This is a genomic window from Microcoleus sp. T3_B1 (genome assembly GCF_036700445.1).
In the GTDB taxonomy this organism is placed as follows: Bacteria; Cyanobacteriota; Cyanobacteriia; order Cyanobacteriales; family Microcoleaceae; genus Microcoleus.
The window spans coordinates 27,272-46,936 of sequence record NZ_JAUBOX010000052.1 but is presented as its reverse complement, the minus strand read 5'-3'; the positions used below and the strand labels follow the sequence as shown (position 1 = coordinate 46,936).

The 19,665-nt window shown below is 43.3% G+C and carries 8 protein-coding genes; 6 read left to right on the top strand and 2 right to left on the bottom strand.

The window, feature by feature from the left end; translation table 11 throughout:
• The first annotated feature begins 534 nt into the window (after window positions 1-534).
• The 3 genes from QT990_RS23735 (at window position 535) to QT990_RS23725 (ending at window position 12,895) form a co-directional block, all read left to right on the top strand.
• On the top strand, window positions 535-6,666 hold the full coding sequence (locus QT990_RS23735) for an AAA family ATPase (protein WP_333465827.1): 6,132 nt from the start codon (window positions 535-537) through the stop codon (window positions 6,664-6,666).
• Window positions 6,647-6,910, top strand: a complete 264-nt coding sequence (locus QT990_RS23730) for a hypothetical protein (protein ID WP_333465826.1) — start codon at window positions 6,647-6,649, stop codon at window positions 6,908-6,910. Before QT990_RS23735 ends, QT990_RS23730 begins: the two co-directional genes overlap by 20 nt.
• A 138-nt stretch (window positions 6,911-7,048) precedes the next feature.
• Window positions 7,049-12,895, top strand: a complete 5,847-nt coding sequence (locus QT990_RS23725; RefSeq protein ID WP_333465825.1) for an AAA family ATPase — start codon at window positions 7,049-7,051, stop codon at window positions 12,893-12,895.
• On the opposite strand, the gene QT990_RS23720 is transcribed toward QT990_RS23725, so the two are convergent.
• Window positions 12,867-13,139 carry a hypothetical protein gene (locus QT990_RS23720; protein ID WP_333465824.1) on the bottom strand — a complete coding sequence of 91 codons (273 nt, stop codon included), beginning with the start codon at window positions 13,137-13,139 and terminating at the stop codon, window positions 12,867-12,869. The genes QT990_RS23725 and QT990_RS23720 overlap by 29 nt on opposite strands.
• A gap of 342 nt (window positions 13,140-13,481) precedes the next feature.
• Between QT990_RS23720 and QT990_RS23715 the strand changes: the two genes are divergently transcribed.
• From QT990_RS23715 to QT990_RS23705, 3 genes are all read left to right on the top strand, one after another.
• Window positions 13,482-14,114, top strand: coding sequence for an alpha-ketoglutarate-dependent dioxygenase AlkB (locus QT990_RS23715; RefSeq protein WP_333465823.1), 633 nt, complete (start codon window positions 13,482-13,484; stop codon window positions 14,112-14,114).
• A 607-nt stretch (window positions 14,115-14,721) separates the two neighbouring features.
• Complete coding sequence (locus tag QT990_RS23710) at window positions 14,722-15,615, top strand: isoaspartyl peptidase/L-asparaginase family protein (RefSeq protein ID WP_333142362.1); 894 nt, start codon at window positions 14,722-14,724, stop codon at window positions 15,613-15,615.
• Window positions 15,616-15,817: 202 nt separating this feature from the next.
• Window positions 15,818-17,086, top strand: a complete 1,269-nt coding sequence (locus tag QT990_RS23705; protein WP_333300890.1) for a carbamoylphosphate synthase large subunit — start codon at window positions 15,818-15,820, stop codon at window positions 17,084-17,086.
• 180 nt (window positions 17,087-17,266) lie between these two features.
• Here QT990_RS23705 and QT990_RS23700 read toward each other — a convergent pair whose 3' ends face one another.
• Window positions 17,267-19,309: an ATP-binding protein gene (locus tag QT990_RS23700; RefSeq protein WP_333142360.1), complete on the bottom strand. Its 2,043-nt coding sequence runs from the start codon at window positions 19,307-19,309 to the stop codon at window positions 17,267-17,269.
• Window positions 19,310-19,665 lie beyond the last annotated feature (356 nt).

Sequence of the window (19,665 nt, the reverse complement as noted above, 5' to 3'; positions counted from 1 at the left end):
CATTAGCTTTTAGCTGGCAGAGCACGTATCGGACAATTATAACTTTAAGGTATTGGCCGCTCAGTGCGGTCAACAGCGGCGTAGACTTAGCGATTAAGAACCTCGTCACCATCAGGGCGGTTGCTATACATAAAACCCAAATTCTGCACCCTCAAATGTCACGATCGGTTTTTACTTAGTTTTAGCCAGCAATAAAGCTATGATTTATAGTTTTTTACCGTAGATTGACTGATAAAAAACGTTTTAAAGCCATAATTTATTACTTTAAAAATAGAGTTTCATGCGTAATTATGCTGTGTCACAGCCCAGGCTGCGTAATGTGGGCTGAAAATCAAAGCAAAAGTGCGATCGACTGTTGAGGCATCCTACAAATTAGGCGATCGCGATCGGGGCTACCACAAAGTATTTGCAGGCTGGTACCGGAAAAACTAAACATTTGTTACAAAAAGAATTTTTTTTCCTTTCTAACGCGCTATTGTATACAGAAAGCTGCTGCGTTTTGAGTTAGCTTTAATTTTTACCATAAAAATCAATATGCTCTCTATTCCAGGCGTTGCTGTCCAGACGCTGCTTTACGAAAGTGTCAACTCTCTGGTTTACCGGGCGATTCGGGAAGCAGATCAAGAGCCAATTATCCTCAAACTGCTCAAAGAAAGCTACCCCACACCTCAAGAATTGGTGCGCTACCGCACCGAATACCGCATCACCCAAGAGCTAAAAGAGCCGGGAGTCATACAAGTTTATGACTTGCAAAAATACCAAAATAGCCTCGTGATGTTTGTGGAGGACTTTGGCGGGGAATCCTTGACAATTTGGATGCAGCAGCCCTCCTTTACTCTAGAGGAATTTTTGCAAATTGCGATCGCCACCACGGAAGCATTAGGGCAAATTCACAGCGCCAATATTATCCACAAAGATATTAACCCCTCGAATATTGTTTACAACCCGGAAACGAAACAATTAAAAATTATTGACTTTGGCATTTCCACTCAGCTAACCAGAGAAACACCGATACTGAAAAACCCCGGCATTCTGGAAGGAACCCTTGCATACATCTCACCAGAACAAACTGGTAGGATGAATCGCTCTATCGATTACCGTACTGACTTTTACTCCCTCGGCGTTACCTTCTACGAATTGCTGACAGGAAAATTGCCTTTTGAGACAGAAGAGGCTTTAGAGCTAGTTCACTGCCATATTGCCAGACAACCAGTTCCGCCGCACGAAATCGAGACACAAATTCCCGTAATTATGTCTCAAATTCTCAGTAAATTGATGGCTAAAAATGCGGAAAACCGCTATCAAACAGCAGGGGGGATAAAGCACGATCTAGAAATGTGTCTGGTTCAAGTACAAGCAACGGGTAACATTGAGCAGTTTGCCTTGGGAACGCGGGATATTACCGACCGTTTTTTAATTACCGAAAAGCTTTACGGTAGGGAAATGGAAGTTTCTCATCTATTAGCAGCCTTTGAAGGAGTCAGTACAGGTAGCGCCGAAATGATGTTGGTGGCTGGCTTATCGGGAATTGGTAAAACCGCAGTAGTGAACGAAGTCCATAAGCCTATAGCCCGACAAGGAGGCTATTTTATTAAAGGCAAATACGACCAATTCCAGCGCAATATCCCCTTCAGTGCATTTGTGCAAGCATTTCGGCAATTGATGGGGAAGTTATTATCAGAATCCGAGGCTCATTTACAAACATGGAAAACCAAGATTCTGACAGCAGTAGGCGAGAGCGGGCAAGTGCTGATTGAGGTGATTCCTGAGTTAGAACGCATTATTGGCGCTCAAAATCCTGCACTAGAATTGTCGGGAAGTGCCGCCCAAAATCGCTTTAATCTGTTGATGCAAAAGTTTGTGCAAGTATTTACTACTGCCTCACATCCCTTAGTGATATTTTTGGATGATTTACAGTGGGCGGATTCAGCATCTCTGAAATTGTTACAACTATTGATGGAAAATACAGGGCATCTATTGGTGTTGGGTGCTTATCGGGATAATGAAGTGTCACCTGTTCATCCGTTTATGTTAACAGTGGATGAGATTGTGAAGTCTGGGGCAGCAGTGAATACGATTACCCTGCAACCGTTGAGTTTAGCAGATATCAATCAGTTGGTAGCAGATACGCTGATTTGTGATTTATCTTTTGCTCAACCTTTGACAGAATTGGTTTATGAAAAAACTCAAGGAAATCCCTTTTTCTCTACTCAATTCCTCAAGGCGTTGCATGAAGATGGGCTGATTATTTTTGACCGCCCTCAATCCCTTCTTAGTAAGGGGGGCAGTCAAGGGGGGTGGCAGTGCGATATTGCTCAAGTTAGACTTACCCACGCCTCGGATGTGGTGGAGTTTATGGCGGTGCAATTGCAGAAGTTGCCGAAAGAAACTCAGGATGTTCTAAAATTGGCGGCTTGCATTGGGGCGCAGTTTGATTTAGATACATTAGCAGTAGTCAGCGAAGAAGTACCCGATCCAACGGGATCAGTGCTATGGAAAGCCTTGCTTGAAGGACTCATTTTAGTGATGGCAGAAGGCTATAACTTGATTCAAGCAGATGCTCAATCCCCTCCTGGGTCTGTTGCTAATCCAACTTATAAGTTCTTGCACGATCGCGTTCAGCAAGCGGCTTATTCATTGATTCCCAACGACCAAAAACAAGCCACTCATCTCAAAATTGGGCAGTTACTGCTACAAAAATCCTCGGATATTGAAAAAGAAGAAAAACTCTTTGATATTGTGGGGCATTTGAATCAAGGAATTGAGTTAATCCATCAACTAAGCGAACGAGAAGCCTTAGCCCTACTCAACTTAGAAGCGGGAGGTAAGGCCAGAAGTTCTACCGCCTACGCAGCCGCAATGGTCTATCTGCAAACAGGAATTGAGCTACTGACAGTCAACTGCTGGCAAAGTCAGTATGAATTGACCCTGAATCTCTATATTGCTGCTACCGAAGCTGCGTATTTGAATGCTGACTTTGAGGGCATGGAACAGATGGCAGCAGAGGTATTGCAGAATGCTCAGACGATTTTAGACAAAATTAAAATTTACGAAATTCAAATTGCCGCCCTGACAGCCCAGGGCAAGATGTTGGAGACGATCGCAGTAGGCAGAAATGCACTCTTGCAATTGGGGATTGATCTACCCACCGAACCTGATGAAGCCTTGATTGGCAAAGCGTTACAAAACCTTGCCAACCAACTCCAGGGTAGACAGATTGAAGAACTGGTTGACTTGCCTGTGATGACCGATTCCCAGACTCAGGCAGCTATGCAATTGTTAGGAATATTGTTTGCAACCATTTTCCAGGGAATGCCGGGTTTGCTGCCCCTACTTAGCTCCAGGATGGTGAGTTTATCGCTCTCCTTTGGGAATGCACCCGCATCAAGCGTGGGGTATGCGATTCACGGACTGGTTTTGTGTGCTTTTTTTGGAGATGTCGAAACGGGCTATGACTTTGGTAAATTGGCATTCTCATTGCTGGATCGGTTCAATATGCGGGAATTCAAGTCTCAAATTATAATTGTGTTTGGGGGTTTTATTCAGCATCGCCAAGAAGCTCTCTTAGCAACGATACCGACGCTGAAAGATGGCTATACGGCGGGCATGGAAACTGGTGATTTTCTAAATGCTGGCTACAACATAAGTGGTTACTTTTATGTCCATTTCTTCGGTGGGGTAGAACTAGACAGTTGGGCATCAGAAATAGCAGGTTACAGCGCTGTCATGGCGCAGGTAAAGCAATATTCTGCCCAGGGTTTGTTGAATATGACGCAGCAGACGGTGAAGAATTTGAGGGAAGCCTGTATTCTGTCGGATTGCTTAATCGGAACTGCCTACGATGAAACCGTGATGATTTCTAAGCACCATCAGAACAATGACCTGACAGCGATCGCTGCTGTCTACATCTACAAACTGCTGCTTGCTTACTGCTATGGCAATTATACGGCTGCCCTAAACTACATTGCCCAAGGTCAACAGTATTTAATGGCAGTATCGGGATCGGTTTTTGTTCCCGCTTTCCATTTTTATGCAGCTCTGACGCACTTGGCACTCTTCCCCACACAGCCAGGAACCGAGCAAGCTGAAATTCTTACTCAGGCCCAAGCCCATCAAACGACTCTGCAACAGTGGGCGCAAAATGCTCCGATGAATCATTTGCATAAATGGTATTTGGTTGAGGCCGAAAAACATCGCGTTTTGGGTAATAAAGTTGAGGCGATTGAAATGTACGATCGCGCCATTGCTGGAGCTAAACAAAATCTATTCCTCAATGAAGAAGCAATAGCCAACGAACTAGCAGCCAAGTTTTATCTAGAATGGAATAAAGAAAAATTTGCCCAACTCTACATGATTGAGGCGTATTATTGTTATATCCAATGGGGAGCCACTGCTAAGGTAAAAGATTTAGAAACGCGATACCCCCACTTATTAAAACCTATTCAAGCCGGAAGAAAAAACACTAAAACTACCGGAACTGTAACGACCACGGGTTTGGTTAAAAACTTAGATGTCAGCACAGTAATGAAAGCTTCTCAGGCAATTTCTGGAGAAATTATGCTAGATAAGCTACTGTCTAGCTTGATGAAAATTTTGATCGAAAGTGCAGGGGCGCAAAGAGGATATCTAATTTTATTAACCCAGGAAAAGCTGTTAATTGAAGCTGAAGGGGCAATAAATTCCCAACAAGTCACCGTGTTGCAGTCAATCCCCGTTGAAGATTGTCAAGAACTTTCCTCCGCAATTGTCAATTATGTGGCCCGCACTCAAGAAAGCGTGGTACTAGATGATGCTGTCCGAGAGGGACAATTTACCAACGACCATTACATCCACAAAAATCAGCCCAAATCAATTTTATGCGTGCCACTGATTAACCAAGCTCAAATCGTCAGTATTGTTTACCTAGAAAACAATCTGACAGCCGGAGCTTTTACCCCAGAAAGAGTGGAACTATTAAAAGTGTTATCTGGACAAGCGGCTATATCGATTCAAAATTCTAAACTCTATACAGAAGTACGCGAAAATGAAACCAGGCTGACTCAATTCCTAGAAGCTATGCCAGTAGGGATAGTTGTAATCAAACCCAGTGGTACACCTTACTACGTTAATCAGAAGGGGCAGCAGCTTCTGGGAAAAGGAGTTGCGCCTGATGCCACGTCCGAGCAATTCGCAGAGGTTTATCAACTATATACTGCGGACACTTCCAATCCGTATCCTGCTGAAAAAATGCCTGGAGTGCGGGCATTAAATGGCGAAAGTTCCACTGTTAATGATATGGAAATCTACCAGCCTGACAAGGTTGTACCCATCGAAGTTTGGGGAACGCCTATCTATGATAATCAGAGCAATATTGCCTACGGACTAGCAGCATTTCAAGATATAACGGAGCGCAAAAAAGCCGAAACAGAGCAGATCAGGTTCACCAATGAACTTTTTCAACTCAACAAAGCTTACGAGCGCTTCGTCCCGAATCAGTTCCTCCATTTTTTAGATAGACCAAGCATTGTCGATGTCCAATTGGGCGACCAAGTGCAGTTAGAAATGTCGGTGCTATTTTCTGATATTCGCGACTTCACTACGCTTTCGGAGAGTATGACGCCGGAGGATAATTTTCAGTTTATTAATGCTTATTTATCTCGGATGGAATCGGCGATTATTGAAAACAATGGCTTTATTGATAAATATATTGGTGATGCGATTATGGCCCTATTTAGCGGTAATGCTGATAATGCAATAAACGCCAGTATTGCCATGCTGCATCAACTTCAAGTATACAATCAAGAGCGGGTTAATTCTGGCTATGTCCCGATTAAGATTGGCATTGGCATTAATACTGGGAATTTAATGTTAGGCACGGTGGGCGGGCCAAATCGCATGGATACGACGGTAATTAGTGATGCGGTGAATTTAGCTGCTCGTGTGGAAGGATTAACAAAAAATTATGGTGTTGCTTTACTGATTACACAGCAGACTTTTAATAAGTTAGCTAATCCTAGCAACTATGCTATTCGCATGATCGCTCAAATTAGTGTGAAGGGAAAAGTAGACTTATCTACAATTTATGAAGTTTTTGAGGCAGATATTCCTGAAACAAAGCGAGGAAAATTAGCAACTAAAGATTTATTTAATCAAGCTTTGAGCTTATATCGGCAACAGAAATTTATCGAAGCCACAGCCTTATTTGCTCAATGTTTAGAACTCTGCCCTTCGGATCAAGTTGCTCAAATTTATTGGGATTGGTGTGAACAAAAAACTATCAGTTTAAACATCGAACTCTTAGAGAGAAGTTTAGCATTAATAAAACCTCACTCTGATGAATTTGTAAGTAACTTTTATGAAATACTTTTTAATGAGTCTTCTCAGATTAAAGCTCTTTTTATGAATACAAGAATGGCACAGCAAAAAGAAAAGCTTTGGCAAAGCTTAGAAATCATTATTGAAAATTTACGGAAACCTAAGTTAATTAATGTTTTTGCTAAAGGATTAGGTGCAACTCATGCCAAATATGGCGTTTCAGTAGAACATTTTCCTGTTGTGGCCAATGCACTCATTCAATCTCTGAAAGCGCAGATGGGTTTAGAGTGGACACCTGAAACTGAGAAAGCTTGGGTAGAGGCTTATACAATTATTCAGTCAGCTATGATTGATGGAATGGCAGTTATGTGACCTTGATGAGGTGTTTGATGCTGACCCGCCAGAAATCAAAGCGGGCAAGTTAGCTACGCTGGAATTGTTTGCAGAAGCGAGGGCAAATTACTTGGAAGGGAAGTTAGCTGAGGTGGCGCGGCTGTTTTCGGAGTGTTGGCGTCAGAATCCGGGGGATGCCGTCGCTAAAATTTATTGGGAACGCTGTCAGTCTACTTTAAGAAATCGCACAAAAATTAAAGACAGGCTACACAATGTAGATTAATGATAAAAGTCCAAAGCTCGATCGCTACATGAAAAACTAAACATTTGTTACAAAAAAAAATTACCTTTCTAACGTGCTATTCTATACACAAAGCTGGTGCCTTTTGACTTATCGTTAATTTTTAGCAAAAAAATCAATATGCTCTCTCTTCCAGGCGTTGCTGTCGAGACGCTGCTTTACGAAAGTGTCAACTCTCTGGTTTACCGGGCGATTCGGGAAGCAGATAAAGGGCCGATTATCCTCAAACTGCTCAAAGAAAACTACCCCACACCTCAAGAATTGGTGCGCTACCGCACCGAATACTGCATCACCCAAGAGTTGAAAGAGGCGGGAGTCGTGCAAGTCTATGACTTGCAAAAATACCAAAACAGCCTCGTGATGTTTGTCGAGGACTTTGGCGGGGAATCCTTGACAATTTGGATGCAGCAGCGAAAGTTTACTCTGGAGGAATTTTTACAAATTGCGATCGCAACTACAGAAATTTTAGGGCAAATTCACAGCGCCAACATCATCCACAAAGATATTAACCCCTCAAATATTGTTTACAACCCCGACACAAAAAAATTAAAAATTATCGACTTTGGTATTTCTACTCAGTTAACGCGAGAAACGCCAACCCTGAAAAACCCCGGCGTTCTGGAAGGAACCCTTGCTTATATCTCGCCAGAACAAACTGGCAGGATGAATCGCACTCTCGATTACCGTACTGACTTTTACTCCCTCGGCGTCACCTTCTACGAATTGCTGACAGGAAAATTGCCTTTTGAGACAAAAGATGCTTTAGAGATAGTTCACTGCCATATTGCTAGACAGCCAGTTCCTCCGCACGAAATCGAGCCAGAAATCCCCCTAATTCTCTCGCAAATTGTCAGTAAATTGATGGCGAAGAATGCCGAAAACCGCTATCAAACTGCCTTGGGGATCAAGCATGATTTAGAAATGTGTCTGCTGCAATTACAACAAACCGACAGCATAGAAGAATTTGACTTGGGAAGGCGAGATATTACAGACCGTTTCCTGATTCCCGAAAAACTCTACGGCAGAGAAAGTGAAGTCGATCATCTATTAGCTGCCTTTGAACGGATTGCATCAAGACGATCCCCCCAACCCCCCTTAATAAATGGGGCTTCATGTGACTCCCCCCTTAGTAGGGGCGGTGCCCCCGTGCCCGCCCTGGGCGGGGGGGGCTCGCATTTATCCGGCAGTGAAATGATGCTAGTAGCTGGCTTCTCAGGTATTGGTAAAACCGCAGTAGTGAACGAAGTCCATAAGCCGATAGCCAGACAGCGTGGCTATTTTATCAAAGGCAAATACGACCAATTTCAGCGCAATATTCCCTTCTCTGCATTTGTACAAGCATTTCGGGAATTGATGGGACAATTATTATCAGAAAGTGACGCTCAGTTACACAGATGGAAAACCATGATTCTCACCGCAGTAGGCGAGAGTGGGCAAGTGCTGATTGAGGTGATTCCTGAATTAGAACACATCATTGGCGCTCAAAGTCCTGCACTAGAATTGTCCGGGAGTGCCGCCCAAAATCGCTTCAATCTGCTGATGCAGAAATTTGTGCAAGTATTTACCCAAGCAGAACATCCCTTAGTGATGTTTCTGGACGATTTGCAGTGGGCAGATTCAGCATCTTTGAAGTTATTACAACTATTGATGGAAGATACGGGGCATCTGTTAGTATTGGGTGCTTATCGGGATAATGAGGTGTCACCGGCTCATCCGTTTATGTTGACTGTGGATGAGATTGTGAAGTCTGGGGCAGTAGTGAATACGATTACCTTGCAACCGTTGAGTTTAGCATATCTCAATCAGTTGGTAGCAGATACACTGATTTGTAATTTATCCTTTGCCGGGCCATTGACAGAACTGGTTTATCAAAAAACCAAAGGTAATCCCTTTTTCTCTACTCAATTCCTCAAGTCGCTGTATGAAGATGGTCAAATTATCTTTGACTGGGATCTAGGGCATTGGCAGTGCGATATTGCTCAAGCTAGACTTACCCACGCCTCGGATGTGGTGGAGTTTATGGCGGTGCAATTGCAGAAGTTGCCGGCCATTACTCAGGAGGTTCTCAAACTTGCCGCCTGCATTGGGGCGCAGTTTGATTTAGATACATTGGCAATAGTCAACGAAGAATTACCCGAACAAACAGCATCAGCACTATGGAAAGCCTTGCAAGAAGGACTCATTTTACCCATTACAGAAGGCTATAAATGCTTCATTAAAACACAGGATCTATCCCCTACTGAGTCTATCACTAATCCCACTTATAAGTTTCTGCACGATCGCGTCCAGCAAGCGGCTTATTCCTTGATTCCTGACAACCAAAAACAAGCTACTCATCTGAAAATCGGACAGTTACTTGTCCAAAATTATTCGGATATAGAAATAGAAGAAAAACTCTTTGATCTTGTGGGGCATTTGAATCAAGGAATTGAGTTAATCAATCAATTAAGCGAACGAGAAGCTTTAGCAAAACTCAACTTAGAAGCGGGAGGTAAGGCAAGAAGTTCTACCGCCTACGCAGCCGCAATGGTCTATCTACAAACGGGAATTGACCTACTGACAGCAAACTGCTGGCAAAGTCAGTATGAATTGACATTAAATCTGTATGTGGCTGCTGCCGAAACAGCCTATTTGAATGGTGACATTGAGGGTATGGAACAGATGGCAGCGCAGGTTTTGCAAAAAGCGCAAACCATTTTAGACAAAATTAAAATTTACGAAATTCAAATTGCCGCTCAGACAGCCCAGAGCAAGGTGTTAGAAGCGATCGCAGTCGGCAGAAATGCACTCTTACAACTGGGTGTTGAACTACCCACAGCACCTGACGAAGCCTTGATTAGTAAAGCGCTACAAGCCCTTGCCGACCAACTCCAGGATAAACGGATTGAAGAACTAGCTAATCTGCCGATGATGACTGATGCCAAAGCTCAGGCAGCCATACAAATGTTAGGAATGTTATCTGCACCCATTTTTCAAGGAATGCCGAGTTTAACACCTCTAGTTAGCTCCATGATGGTGAGTTTATCGCTCTCCTTTGGGAATGCCCCCGCATCGACGGTGGGGTATGCAATGCACGGGTTGGTGTTGTGTGCCTTTTTGGGAGAGGTGGAAACCGGCTATGGCTTTGGGCAATTGGCACTCTTATTGCTTGATCGGTTCAATGTGCCCGACTTCAAGTCTATAATTCTCTTGGTGTTTGGTGGCTGGATTCAGCATCATCAAGAAGCTCTCTTGGCAACGAGACCGACGCTGAAAGAGGGCTATACGGCTGGCATGGAAACAGGTGATTTTCTATACGCTGGCTACAGCATAAGTATTTACTTTGATGCCCACTTTTTTGGTGGGGTAGAAATAGACTCTTGGGAACCAGAACTAGCAGGTTACAGGGCTGTATTGGCTCAGGTGAAGCAATATTCGGGTCGGGTTTATGTTGATATGAAGCAGCAGATGGTGTCTAACTTGAGGGAAACCCGTATTCGGCCGGATTTATTAATAGGCTCTGCCTACGATGAAACGGTAATGATTCCCAAGCACTATCAGGATAATGAATTCACGGCTATCTCTTGTGCCTACATCTACAAACTGTTACTTGCCTACTGCTATGGAAATTACACGGCTGCCCTAGATCACATCGCCCAAGCCAAGGAGTTTTTAATAGGAGTATCGGGAATGTTTCATATTCCCATTTTCCATTTTTATGCCGCCCTGACGAACTTGGCACTTTTCCCTACACAGCCAGAAACCGAGCAAGCTGATCTTCTCGCCTCTGTGGAAACCCATCAAACCACTCTGCACCAATGGGCGCAAAATGCTCCGATGAATTATCTGCATAAATGGTATTTAGTTGAGGCCGAAAAACATCGCGTTTTGGGCAATAAAGCTGAGGCGATTGAAATGTACGATCGCGCCATTGCTGGAGCTAAACAAAATCAATTCCTCAATGAAGAAGCCCTGGCCAACGAACTAGCCGCCAAGTTTTATCTAGAATGGGGCAAAGAAAAAATTGCTCAAACCTACATTATTGAGGCGTATTATTGTTATGTTCAATGGGGAGCCACTGCGAAGCTAACAGATTTAGAAACGCGATATTCCCAGTTATTGAAACCAATTCAATCGGCTAATAAAACCACTAAAACTACGGCATCATTGACGACCGCTGGTTCTGGTTCTAACTTAGATATCACCACAGTAATGAAAGCTTATCAGGCTATTTCCGGTGAAATTAGGCTAGACAAGCTAATGTCTAGCTTGATGAAAATTCTGATGGAAAGTGCCGGGGCGCAAAGAGGATATCTGATTTTGTCTGTTCAGGGGAAAATGTTAATTGAAGCTGAAGGGAAAATAGATGACAATCCCGTTACCGTGTTGCAGTCAATCTCAGTTGAAAATTGTCAGGAACTTTCCTCCGCAATTATCAATTATGTGGCCCGCACTCAAGAAAGCGTGGTACTAGATGATGCTGTCCGATCGGGACAATTTACCAACGACTCCTACATCCAAAAGCATCAGCCCAAATCAATTTTATGTGTGCCATTGATTAATCAATCTCAAATCATTAGTATTGTTTACCTAGAAAACAATCTCACAGCCGGAGCTTTTACGCCAGAAAGAGTGGAACTATTAAAAGTGTTATCTGGACAGGCGGCGATCTCGATTCAAAATTCTAAGCTTTATACAGAAGTCCGCGAAAGTGAGAACAGACTGACTCAATTTTTAGAAGCAATTCCAGTCGGGGTGTCAGTGCTGGATGCTTCTGGCAAACCTTACTATAGTAATCAAGCTGCTATTAAATTATTAGGTAAAGGAGTTATTCCTCAAGTCGCCAGCGAGCAAATACCAGAGGTTTATCAAGTCTATCAAGCGGGAACAGAGCAGGAATATCCCTATGGTGACTTGCCGATTGTGCGAGCGTTGAAGGGCGAGAGTGCCACCGCTGACGATATGGAAATCCACCAAGGCGACAAGATTATTCCGATCGAGGGTTGGGGTACGCCCATCTATGATGAAAAGGACAATATTTCTTATGCACTTGTAGCCTTTCAAGATATTACCGAGCGCAAAAAAGCCGAAACAGAGCGAATCAGATTTACAGATGAATTATTTCAACTCAACAAAGCTTATGAGCGCTTCGTTCCCAATCAATTCCTCCAATTTTTACAAAAATCAAGCATTATTGATGTGGAATTGGGCGACCAAGTGCAGTTAGAAATGTCGGTGCTATTTTCCGATATTCGCGACTTCACCACGCTTTCGGAAAGCATGACGCCGGAGGATAATTTCAAATTTATCAATTCCTATCTCAGTCGCATGGAACCTGTTATTAATGAAAATAACGGGTTTATTGATAAATATATTGGCGATGCGATTATGGCGCTGTTTAGTGGCGAGGCAGATAATGCGGTGAAAGCGGGAATTGCCATGCTGCAGGCCCTCGTTGAATACAATCAAAATCGCGCCACTTGTGGTTATCCACCGATTCAGATTGGGATTGGGATTAATACGGGTTCTTTGATGCTGGGAACCGTGGGCGGACCAAATCGCATGGACGGGACGGTAATCAGCGATGCGGTGAATTTAGCTTCTCGGGTGGAAAGTTTGACGAAAAATTATGGGGTGTCGCTGTTAATCACCGAGTCAACTTACTCGCGCTTAGAAAATCCATCTCAGTACGCAATCCGCACTCTCGATACGGTAAAAGTTAAGGGAAAATCTGAAGCGGTGACGGTTTATGAGGTATTTGATGCTGATCCGCCAGAAATTAAAGAGGGCAAGTTAGCTACGTTGGAATTGTTTGCAGAAGCGAGGGCAATTTACTCGGAAGGGAAGTTAGCTAAAGCGGCGCGGCTTTTTGAAGAGTGTTGGCGTCAGAATCCGGGCGATGCCGTCGCTAAAATTTATTGGGAACGCTGTCAGTCTACTTTAAGGACTCGCACAAAAATCAAAGACAGGCTATACAATTTAGATTAATCTTAAAAGTCCAAAGCTCGATCGCTACATTGTTAGAGGGGGAGATCATTTTCATTTGACGGGGTGACAACCCCGTCAACCTCGGAGCGCTATAATCTATGTTACCTTCCTGCGATAGGTGAGAATATTCTCCTCGCAAGTCTTCTAGCGCGTCATTAATTACCTCATCCTTTTTAGCTTCATCTCCTGGAATTTGGACATAAGCTTCATCAAGAACAGATTTAATTATTGGAAAGCAATTCATAGTACATAGCTAATTGACACCAACCAAATCTTAAATCACGATTCAGGATTGGGTTTGTGAACACATAAAAACTTATGTAGGTTACAAAAAGTAATTATCCTTGTCTTGTTAAAATGCTAAAATTAGCTTTACATGATTAATGGTAAAGCTGGGCAGTGCTTGTGTCAACAACTGTATATAGCAATCCTAAATCATTCTCATAATTATGGTAGGGGCAATCCCCCGTGGTTGCCCTATAGATAGGGGGTAGGCACTCTTAGCACTACCCCTACAAATTTATCTGAATCATTTAGGATTGCTATATTTATAAAATTCAGTAAAAAGTAATCATCGAGCAGATTTATGTACACTCAACTTTCATTGTGGGAAGACCCGAAAGCAGAAAGCCAGAAGCATGGTCAGCAATTATCTCTGCCTGATGCCGAAATAATCATGTACCGCGACTTCTTCAATAACAATGAGAGCAACCAGATATTTGCCCAATTGTACAGCACTATTAATTGGAAGCAAGAGGTGGCCCTGCTTTTTGGCAAGCAAGTCGCTATACCGCGACTTAGCGCATGGTACGGAGATGCAGGTAAATCTTACACTTATTCCCAAATAAAAATGGAGCCTAATCTATGGACACCTACACTCATAACAATCAAATCTAAAATAGAAGCAATAGCAGGTACATTGTTTAACAGCGTGTTGCTTAATCTATATCGCGACGGCAAAGATAGTGTAGCTTGGCACAGTGATGATGAATCAGAACTTGGTGAAAACCCAGCGATCGGTTCTGTAAGTTTTGGGGCTACTCGTCGTTTTATGCTCAGGCACAAATACCAAAAACAAATGAAATTAGAAATTCAATTAACTCCTGGAAGTTTCCTGCTGATGAAAGGAGTAACCCAGCATTTTTGGCAACACCAAATCCCGAAAGCAGCCAAAGTTACTGAAGCAAGAATCAACCTTACTTTCAGGAAAGTAAGCTAACTGAATTAATGGTAATTTGCCTATGCGTTTATCGGCTTTTACTTGCGGTTTTAATAAAAAAAATGCAACTTTTGTTAACAGTAAAAGTAGCGATTTTGGCACAGCAATAACAGTACCGCCGAATTAGCGATCGCACGGGAGTGCCGCTGCTACGGCTGAATTTGGGTCAAACGGCTAGTTTGTTGCGGCTGCGGGGGTTTTTGGCGGGTAAGCAGAAAGGCTCAGAGTGATGTGAAGCCCGATCGCACTTATTTTATCTCAAAGTCTCATCCTTCAGGTTTACCCATTTTGCCTGTTAATGTGTAGTGCATCGCCTTAAATTTTACCCCCTCTTTACTCCCTAAATCTTTCAATTTCCTTAACTAACTCGCAGCCAAATTACCTCACACTATTGACATAAATTTGCTCAGATATCTATTAATAATTTGTAAATAGCTAGGCCTGAAGGAACACCAAGCTCGACAAAAATAATTATCTCTGAAGATAGAAGAACCCCAAATTAAACACAGCTAATGTATAAAACTATGAAGGAGAAAAAACTACTTAAAAATTGATTAATGTAATAAATTTTTAAGTAGAGCTTAAGATTATTAAAAAAAGGAAATTTATGGTACTGAGTATTATTGTTCACGGTGGAGCAAAAACCATCTCAGAAGAGAAGGTTGCAGCCAACAATGCAGGCTGTACCGCAGCAGCAGAAGCTGGTTGGGCAGTGCTCGCAAGCGGGGGTACCGCAGCAGAAGCTGTTGAGGCAGCTATCCGGGTTCTGGAAGCTGACCAGACATTTAACGCAGGCTTTGGATCGGTTCTCAACAACCAGGGAGAGGTAGAGCTAGACGCAGGGATGATGGAAGGCGGTTCATTAGCTTGGGGAGCTCTCGCAAATGTTCAAGGCGTGCGCCATCCCATCTCCGTGGCGCGAAAGATTATGGATAAAAAACCCATGTTCTTAGTAGCGGATCACGCCGAACATTTTGCAGCAGAAAATGGAGCCGAGATGTCTGCAAAAGAAGACTTAATCGCAGATGAGCAACAGGAAGAGTGGGAGGAGGAAAAAGAAGTTATTGACCGCCCCAATACCGTTGGTTGTGTAGCTTTGGATAGTAGTGGCACTTTAGTTGCCGGTACCTCAACAGGTGGCACTATGAATAAGCCCGCCGGTCGCGTCGGCGACAGCGCCATTATCGGCTCAGGCTTGTTTGCGGAGAATCAACAGGGCGCTTGCTCGACCACAGGCGATGGCGAGTCCATTATGCCAGTAGTTCTAGCTAAGACTGCGATCGACATTCTAGCGTCCGGCAAGCACCCAGACGAAGCAGCGAAGATGGCAATTGAGACTCTGGCATCTAAGGTGGCAGGAGAAGCTGGGTGCATCCTCATAGACCCTCAAGGGCGGGTTGGCTGGGCGCATAACTCAACCGACATGGCTTGTGCTTATAGAACCTCAGAAATGGACAAGGTGGCTGTGTTCACTAAGAAAAAACAACTCGCCCATCGTTGAAATTATTGAGGTTAAAGTCTCTCTAGTTGCAGAGAGTTAAAATTCCGCAACTAATATCTTGTTTCCTAGGTATTAAGTAGCTGGACATCAATAAACAGTTTTTCAATTTGTAGGGCGGGCATTGCCCACCCTACTTTTAATTATGTCGAGCTACTTAGTGGCCGGAAAAACAGTTCAATTCAAACTAGACTTGGATATTCCTATGAACTCAACATACGACTTTCCTTACTTTCAGGGTAATTCTCTTTCCGATTTGTTTGCTCCAGACATCACAGATGCACGTTATGCGTTCATCCTCAATTACCCTGCAACTGCCAGTTGGGCTGCTTACCCCAACAGGGAAAAATACTTTATTCAAGACGGCAGCAGTGAAGCCACCAAAACTTCTTTCGACAAGATTGGCCAGAAGGAACCTTGGAAAAATCTGGCAGTGTTAGGCGATGCCATCCCAGGAATTGTGATTAATCACCCGCCGAACTCGCTGATTGACTATTGGCGGGAGCATTTGGGCTTCAGCAACAGCAGTATGGAGATGATAGACTGCTCAACTTATCTCGAAGATCTCAGCGTAAGCGATCGCTTTGACAAACTCCTGACTCTATTTCCCTTCGACAATCTCAAACCCGAAAAACACGCCGTTCATCCCGACATCCACTACCACTTGCTCAGCAAAGCAACGCTAGCAGAATTAGGCGTGCAATGTCCGAAATACGAAAGCTACAATCTGCACGAAGTCAATCTCGAAAGCATTCAGTTACCAGAGCAATTCCCCTACTTGATTAAAACATCCCACGGACTTTCTGGAGAAGGCACTTATATTATCAAAAGCGCCAGCGATCTGAACTACTGCTTGCAGGAAGTGAGGAAATATCTCGATATTAAGTTGCTGGATACGATTATTGTCTCGGAATTCGTCAAGAATGAAGTGCAGAACTATTGCGTGCAGTTCTATGTAAGCAAAACGGGAAATATCACGCTTATCGGCACTACCGGCCAACTTGTCACTCCAGAGGGCAGCTATTTAGGGGGACTGATTCACTACCGCGAAACCGACATGAGTAGGTTTTTTGAGATGATTGCCGCTATTGGTAAATATGCTCACCAACAGGGTTATTTCGGCGTTATTGGCTTCGACGTGCTGGAAGATTCTGAGGGACAGTTGTATGCCATTGATGCCAATTTCCGAGTTAATGGCTCGACTCCGCTTTGTGTGCAGCGCCATACCTTACTGGGGCTGGGAAAGGAGGTGGCTAAATATTCGAGTGACTGGCGAATGGATGGGACTTTGGAATCGATTCTTGTCACCCTGAAACCCGAACTCGATCGCAAGGACTTGATAATCTTGTCAGCTTTAGAGAAGGTTAAATACGGGAAAATCTACACGGAAATTTACGGGATAGTTGCTGGTGAGGATATGAAGGATATGCAGCACATCGAGCAGAAGTTGCACAGTAAGGGATTGCAGCAATAGGGTTAATATCTATTCTACCGATTGCAGCGGTTATGCGGTTTTCCCGCTCATCTCGATCGCAGGCTTCGGTGATATCGGCAAACGGGCCATCAAAAATCAAAATTGAAGGTTCCACAGCTTTGAAGTGACCAGATTCATCGGGTTCGGCAAGATAATGCCACACTTCGCGAATATCCTCAACTAAATAACACTTTGATTGAGGGGAATTTCGATCCAAAACTCTGTTCTTTCTCCGGGTTCTGATGTACACCACAGTTTCCCTTTATGCTTTTGGATCACAATTTGATAACTAATAGACATCCCCATTCCCGTACCTTTTCCTACCGGTTTGGTGGTAAAAAATGGGTCAAATAGCCGTTTTTTGACTTCCTCTGTGATGCCACACCCATTATCAGCAATACAAATTCTGATCAATTCTGAGTTATACAGACTCGTACTAATCCGAATTGTCTTTTTCTCCACCCGATCTCGCTCATCTAAAGCATCCAGAGCATTTGTCAGAATATTCATAAATACCTGGTTAAGCTGTCCTGCATAACATTCGATCTGCGGCAGATTACCGTACTCTTTGATCACTTCAATCTCTGGATGTGTGTGTCTGGCCTTGAGACGATTTTGCAGAATCATCAGGGTGCTTTCAATGCCTTCATGGATATCGACTGCTTTGATATCTGCTTCGTCCAATCGAGAAAAGTTCCGTAGAGATTTAACAATATCGCGGATACGTTCAGAACCTACTTGCATAGACTTGAGCAGTTTTGATAAGTCTTCGCTCAAAAATTCTATCTCAATATCTTCCGACTTGGCTTGAATCTCCGATACCGGCTGGGGATAATACTTTTGATAAAGCTGTACTAGCTCTAGTAAATCTTGGGTATATTGGCTAAGATGAGATAAATTACCGTGAATAAAATTCGCGGGATTATTCACTTCATGGGCAATCCCGGCTACCAGTTGCCCCAGAGATGACATTTTCTCACTTTGGATGAGTTGGGCTTGAGTCTCCCGTAGTTCTTGAGTGCGTTCTTCTACTTTTTGTTCAAGGGTTTGGTAAGAGTTCTTTAATTCGTGACTCATTTGATTAAAAGATACTGATAAACTTACCAATTCCTCTACGAGAGTGTCGGAAACATTTTGCTCGAAATTTCCACCGGCGATCGCCTGACTGGCTTGACTCAATTGCCGAATAGGTTTAGCTATCCATTGTGAAGTGATAATTGCTAATCCTGTGGCGATTACCAGTGATAACAGACAAAGGATAATCGTCGTATTTCTATTATAATTTATTTGCTCCATAAAATCCGATTCAGGCACGACGACTACAATTAGCCAATCTATACCTCTACCATCATTCAGCGGTAGCAACTGAACAAACTGCCGTTCACTGTTGAGGGTAAATTCTAACTGTTCAGATTTATGAATTTGGTCAAAGTTACCAAAATATTTCTGCAAATATTTAGCTGTCTCCCGCACAAATGGTTCGCTACTTTCCACGGCGTAAATCATCTTCTGAGCTTTACCTTGTCCTTTGATTAGTGGCTCTTTGGTGGAACTAGAAATCATTGAACCAGATCGCTCCATCACAAAAGCCTTACCTGTTTTACCAATAGACAAACTTCCCAGAAATTCCCTTAAATTTTCTGAGAGGACAACAAGAGTGGCACAGACACCCACAAGTTTACCTTCTGAGTCATAGACAGGTTCGCTGGCAGTAATTGCAGGCTTACCATTGTTGACAATATTCACAAAAATATTGCTCCAAGTAGGCCTCCCTGCTTTCACAGCAGAAAGATACCAGGGGCGTTGGCGAGGATCGTAAGAAGAGTTTACCTGTTCTAGGAATTTTTGCCGATCGCCTCTATTATCCATTTCATAAGAAGTAAAATGATAGTTTGTTTCTTGATTACTCGCAGTCATCGCGATTGTTGACTCTCGACGAGCGGCCCCTAGATAATGTCCTTGGGCATCGCCACAATAGGAGCCAAAAACAAAAGGGGAGATTTGCACTTGGGTCAACAATTGCTTAGCGTTGCGGCCATTCACCATGTCCATGTGGCCCTGTGCAAAAGCGACTGAATTCACACGATTGATATCATGAGGTTTGTTGATATATTGCTTGAGTTCTCCTTCAATGCGTGCTATTAGTTCCTGACGAAGTTGAGCCGCCACATCGTTAACCGCTTTTTGTCCATTGCGTAAGGAAAGCCAACCTGTTAAGCTCACTGCTGTAAAGATTTGTAGAACAAATGGAACAACAAGAACACCGCGCAGAGGAATTTTTAGACAATTCGCAGTTGGAGGCATAGATGATAATGCTTAGCCATTGGTTCTTTGTCTATCATAATATCAATTCATCAAAGAAGCCTGAAGCGGAGCTATCCCGATCGTGACTCGCCCTTTTTGTAGCCCCGTTAATCTGCGGTTACAAGCGATCGCTTACTGGAAGTTTTTTATTTTTCCGTTGGTCGGTAAATTGACCAAATAGCATATATTTGATAAGTCGTTAATTTTTACATTCAACTAACAAATGATATTAATAGCTATCTTGGTTTATGTAAATGCAATAGTCGATCGCATTT

What these genes read in the sequence shown, in the direction of transcription:
- QT990_RS23720 (WP_333465824.1), bottom strand. Translation starts at nt 13,139, where the DNA reads ATGAATTGCTTTCCAATAATTAAATCTGTTCTTGATGAAGCTTATGTC.
- QT990_RS23725 (WP_333465825.1), top strand. Translation starts at nt 7,049, where the DNA reads ATGCTCTCTCTTCCAGGCGTTGCTGTCGAGACGCTGCTTTACGAAAGT.
- QT990_RS23710 (WP_333142362.1), top strand. Translation starts at nt 14,722, where the DNA reads ATGGTACTGAGTATTATTGTTCACGGTGGAGCAAAAACCATCTCAGAA.
- QT990_RS23735 (WP_333465827.1), top strand. Translation starts at nt 535, where the DNA reads ATGCTCTCTATTCCAGGCGTTGCTGTCCAGACGCTGCTTTACGAAAGT.
- QT990_RS23715 (WP_333465823.1), top strand. Translation starts at nt 13,482, where the DNA reads ATGTACACTCAACTTTCATTGTGGGAAGACCCGAAAGCAGAAAGCCAG.
- QT990_RS23705 (WP_333300890.1), top strand. Translation starts at nt 15,818, where the DNA reads ATGAACTCAACATACGACTTTCCTTACTTTCAGGGTAATTCTCTTTCC.
- QT990_RS23730 (WP_333465826.1), top strand. Translation starts at nt 6,647, where the DNA reads ATGGAATGGCAGTTATGTGACCTTGATGAGGTGTTTGATGCTGACCCG.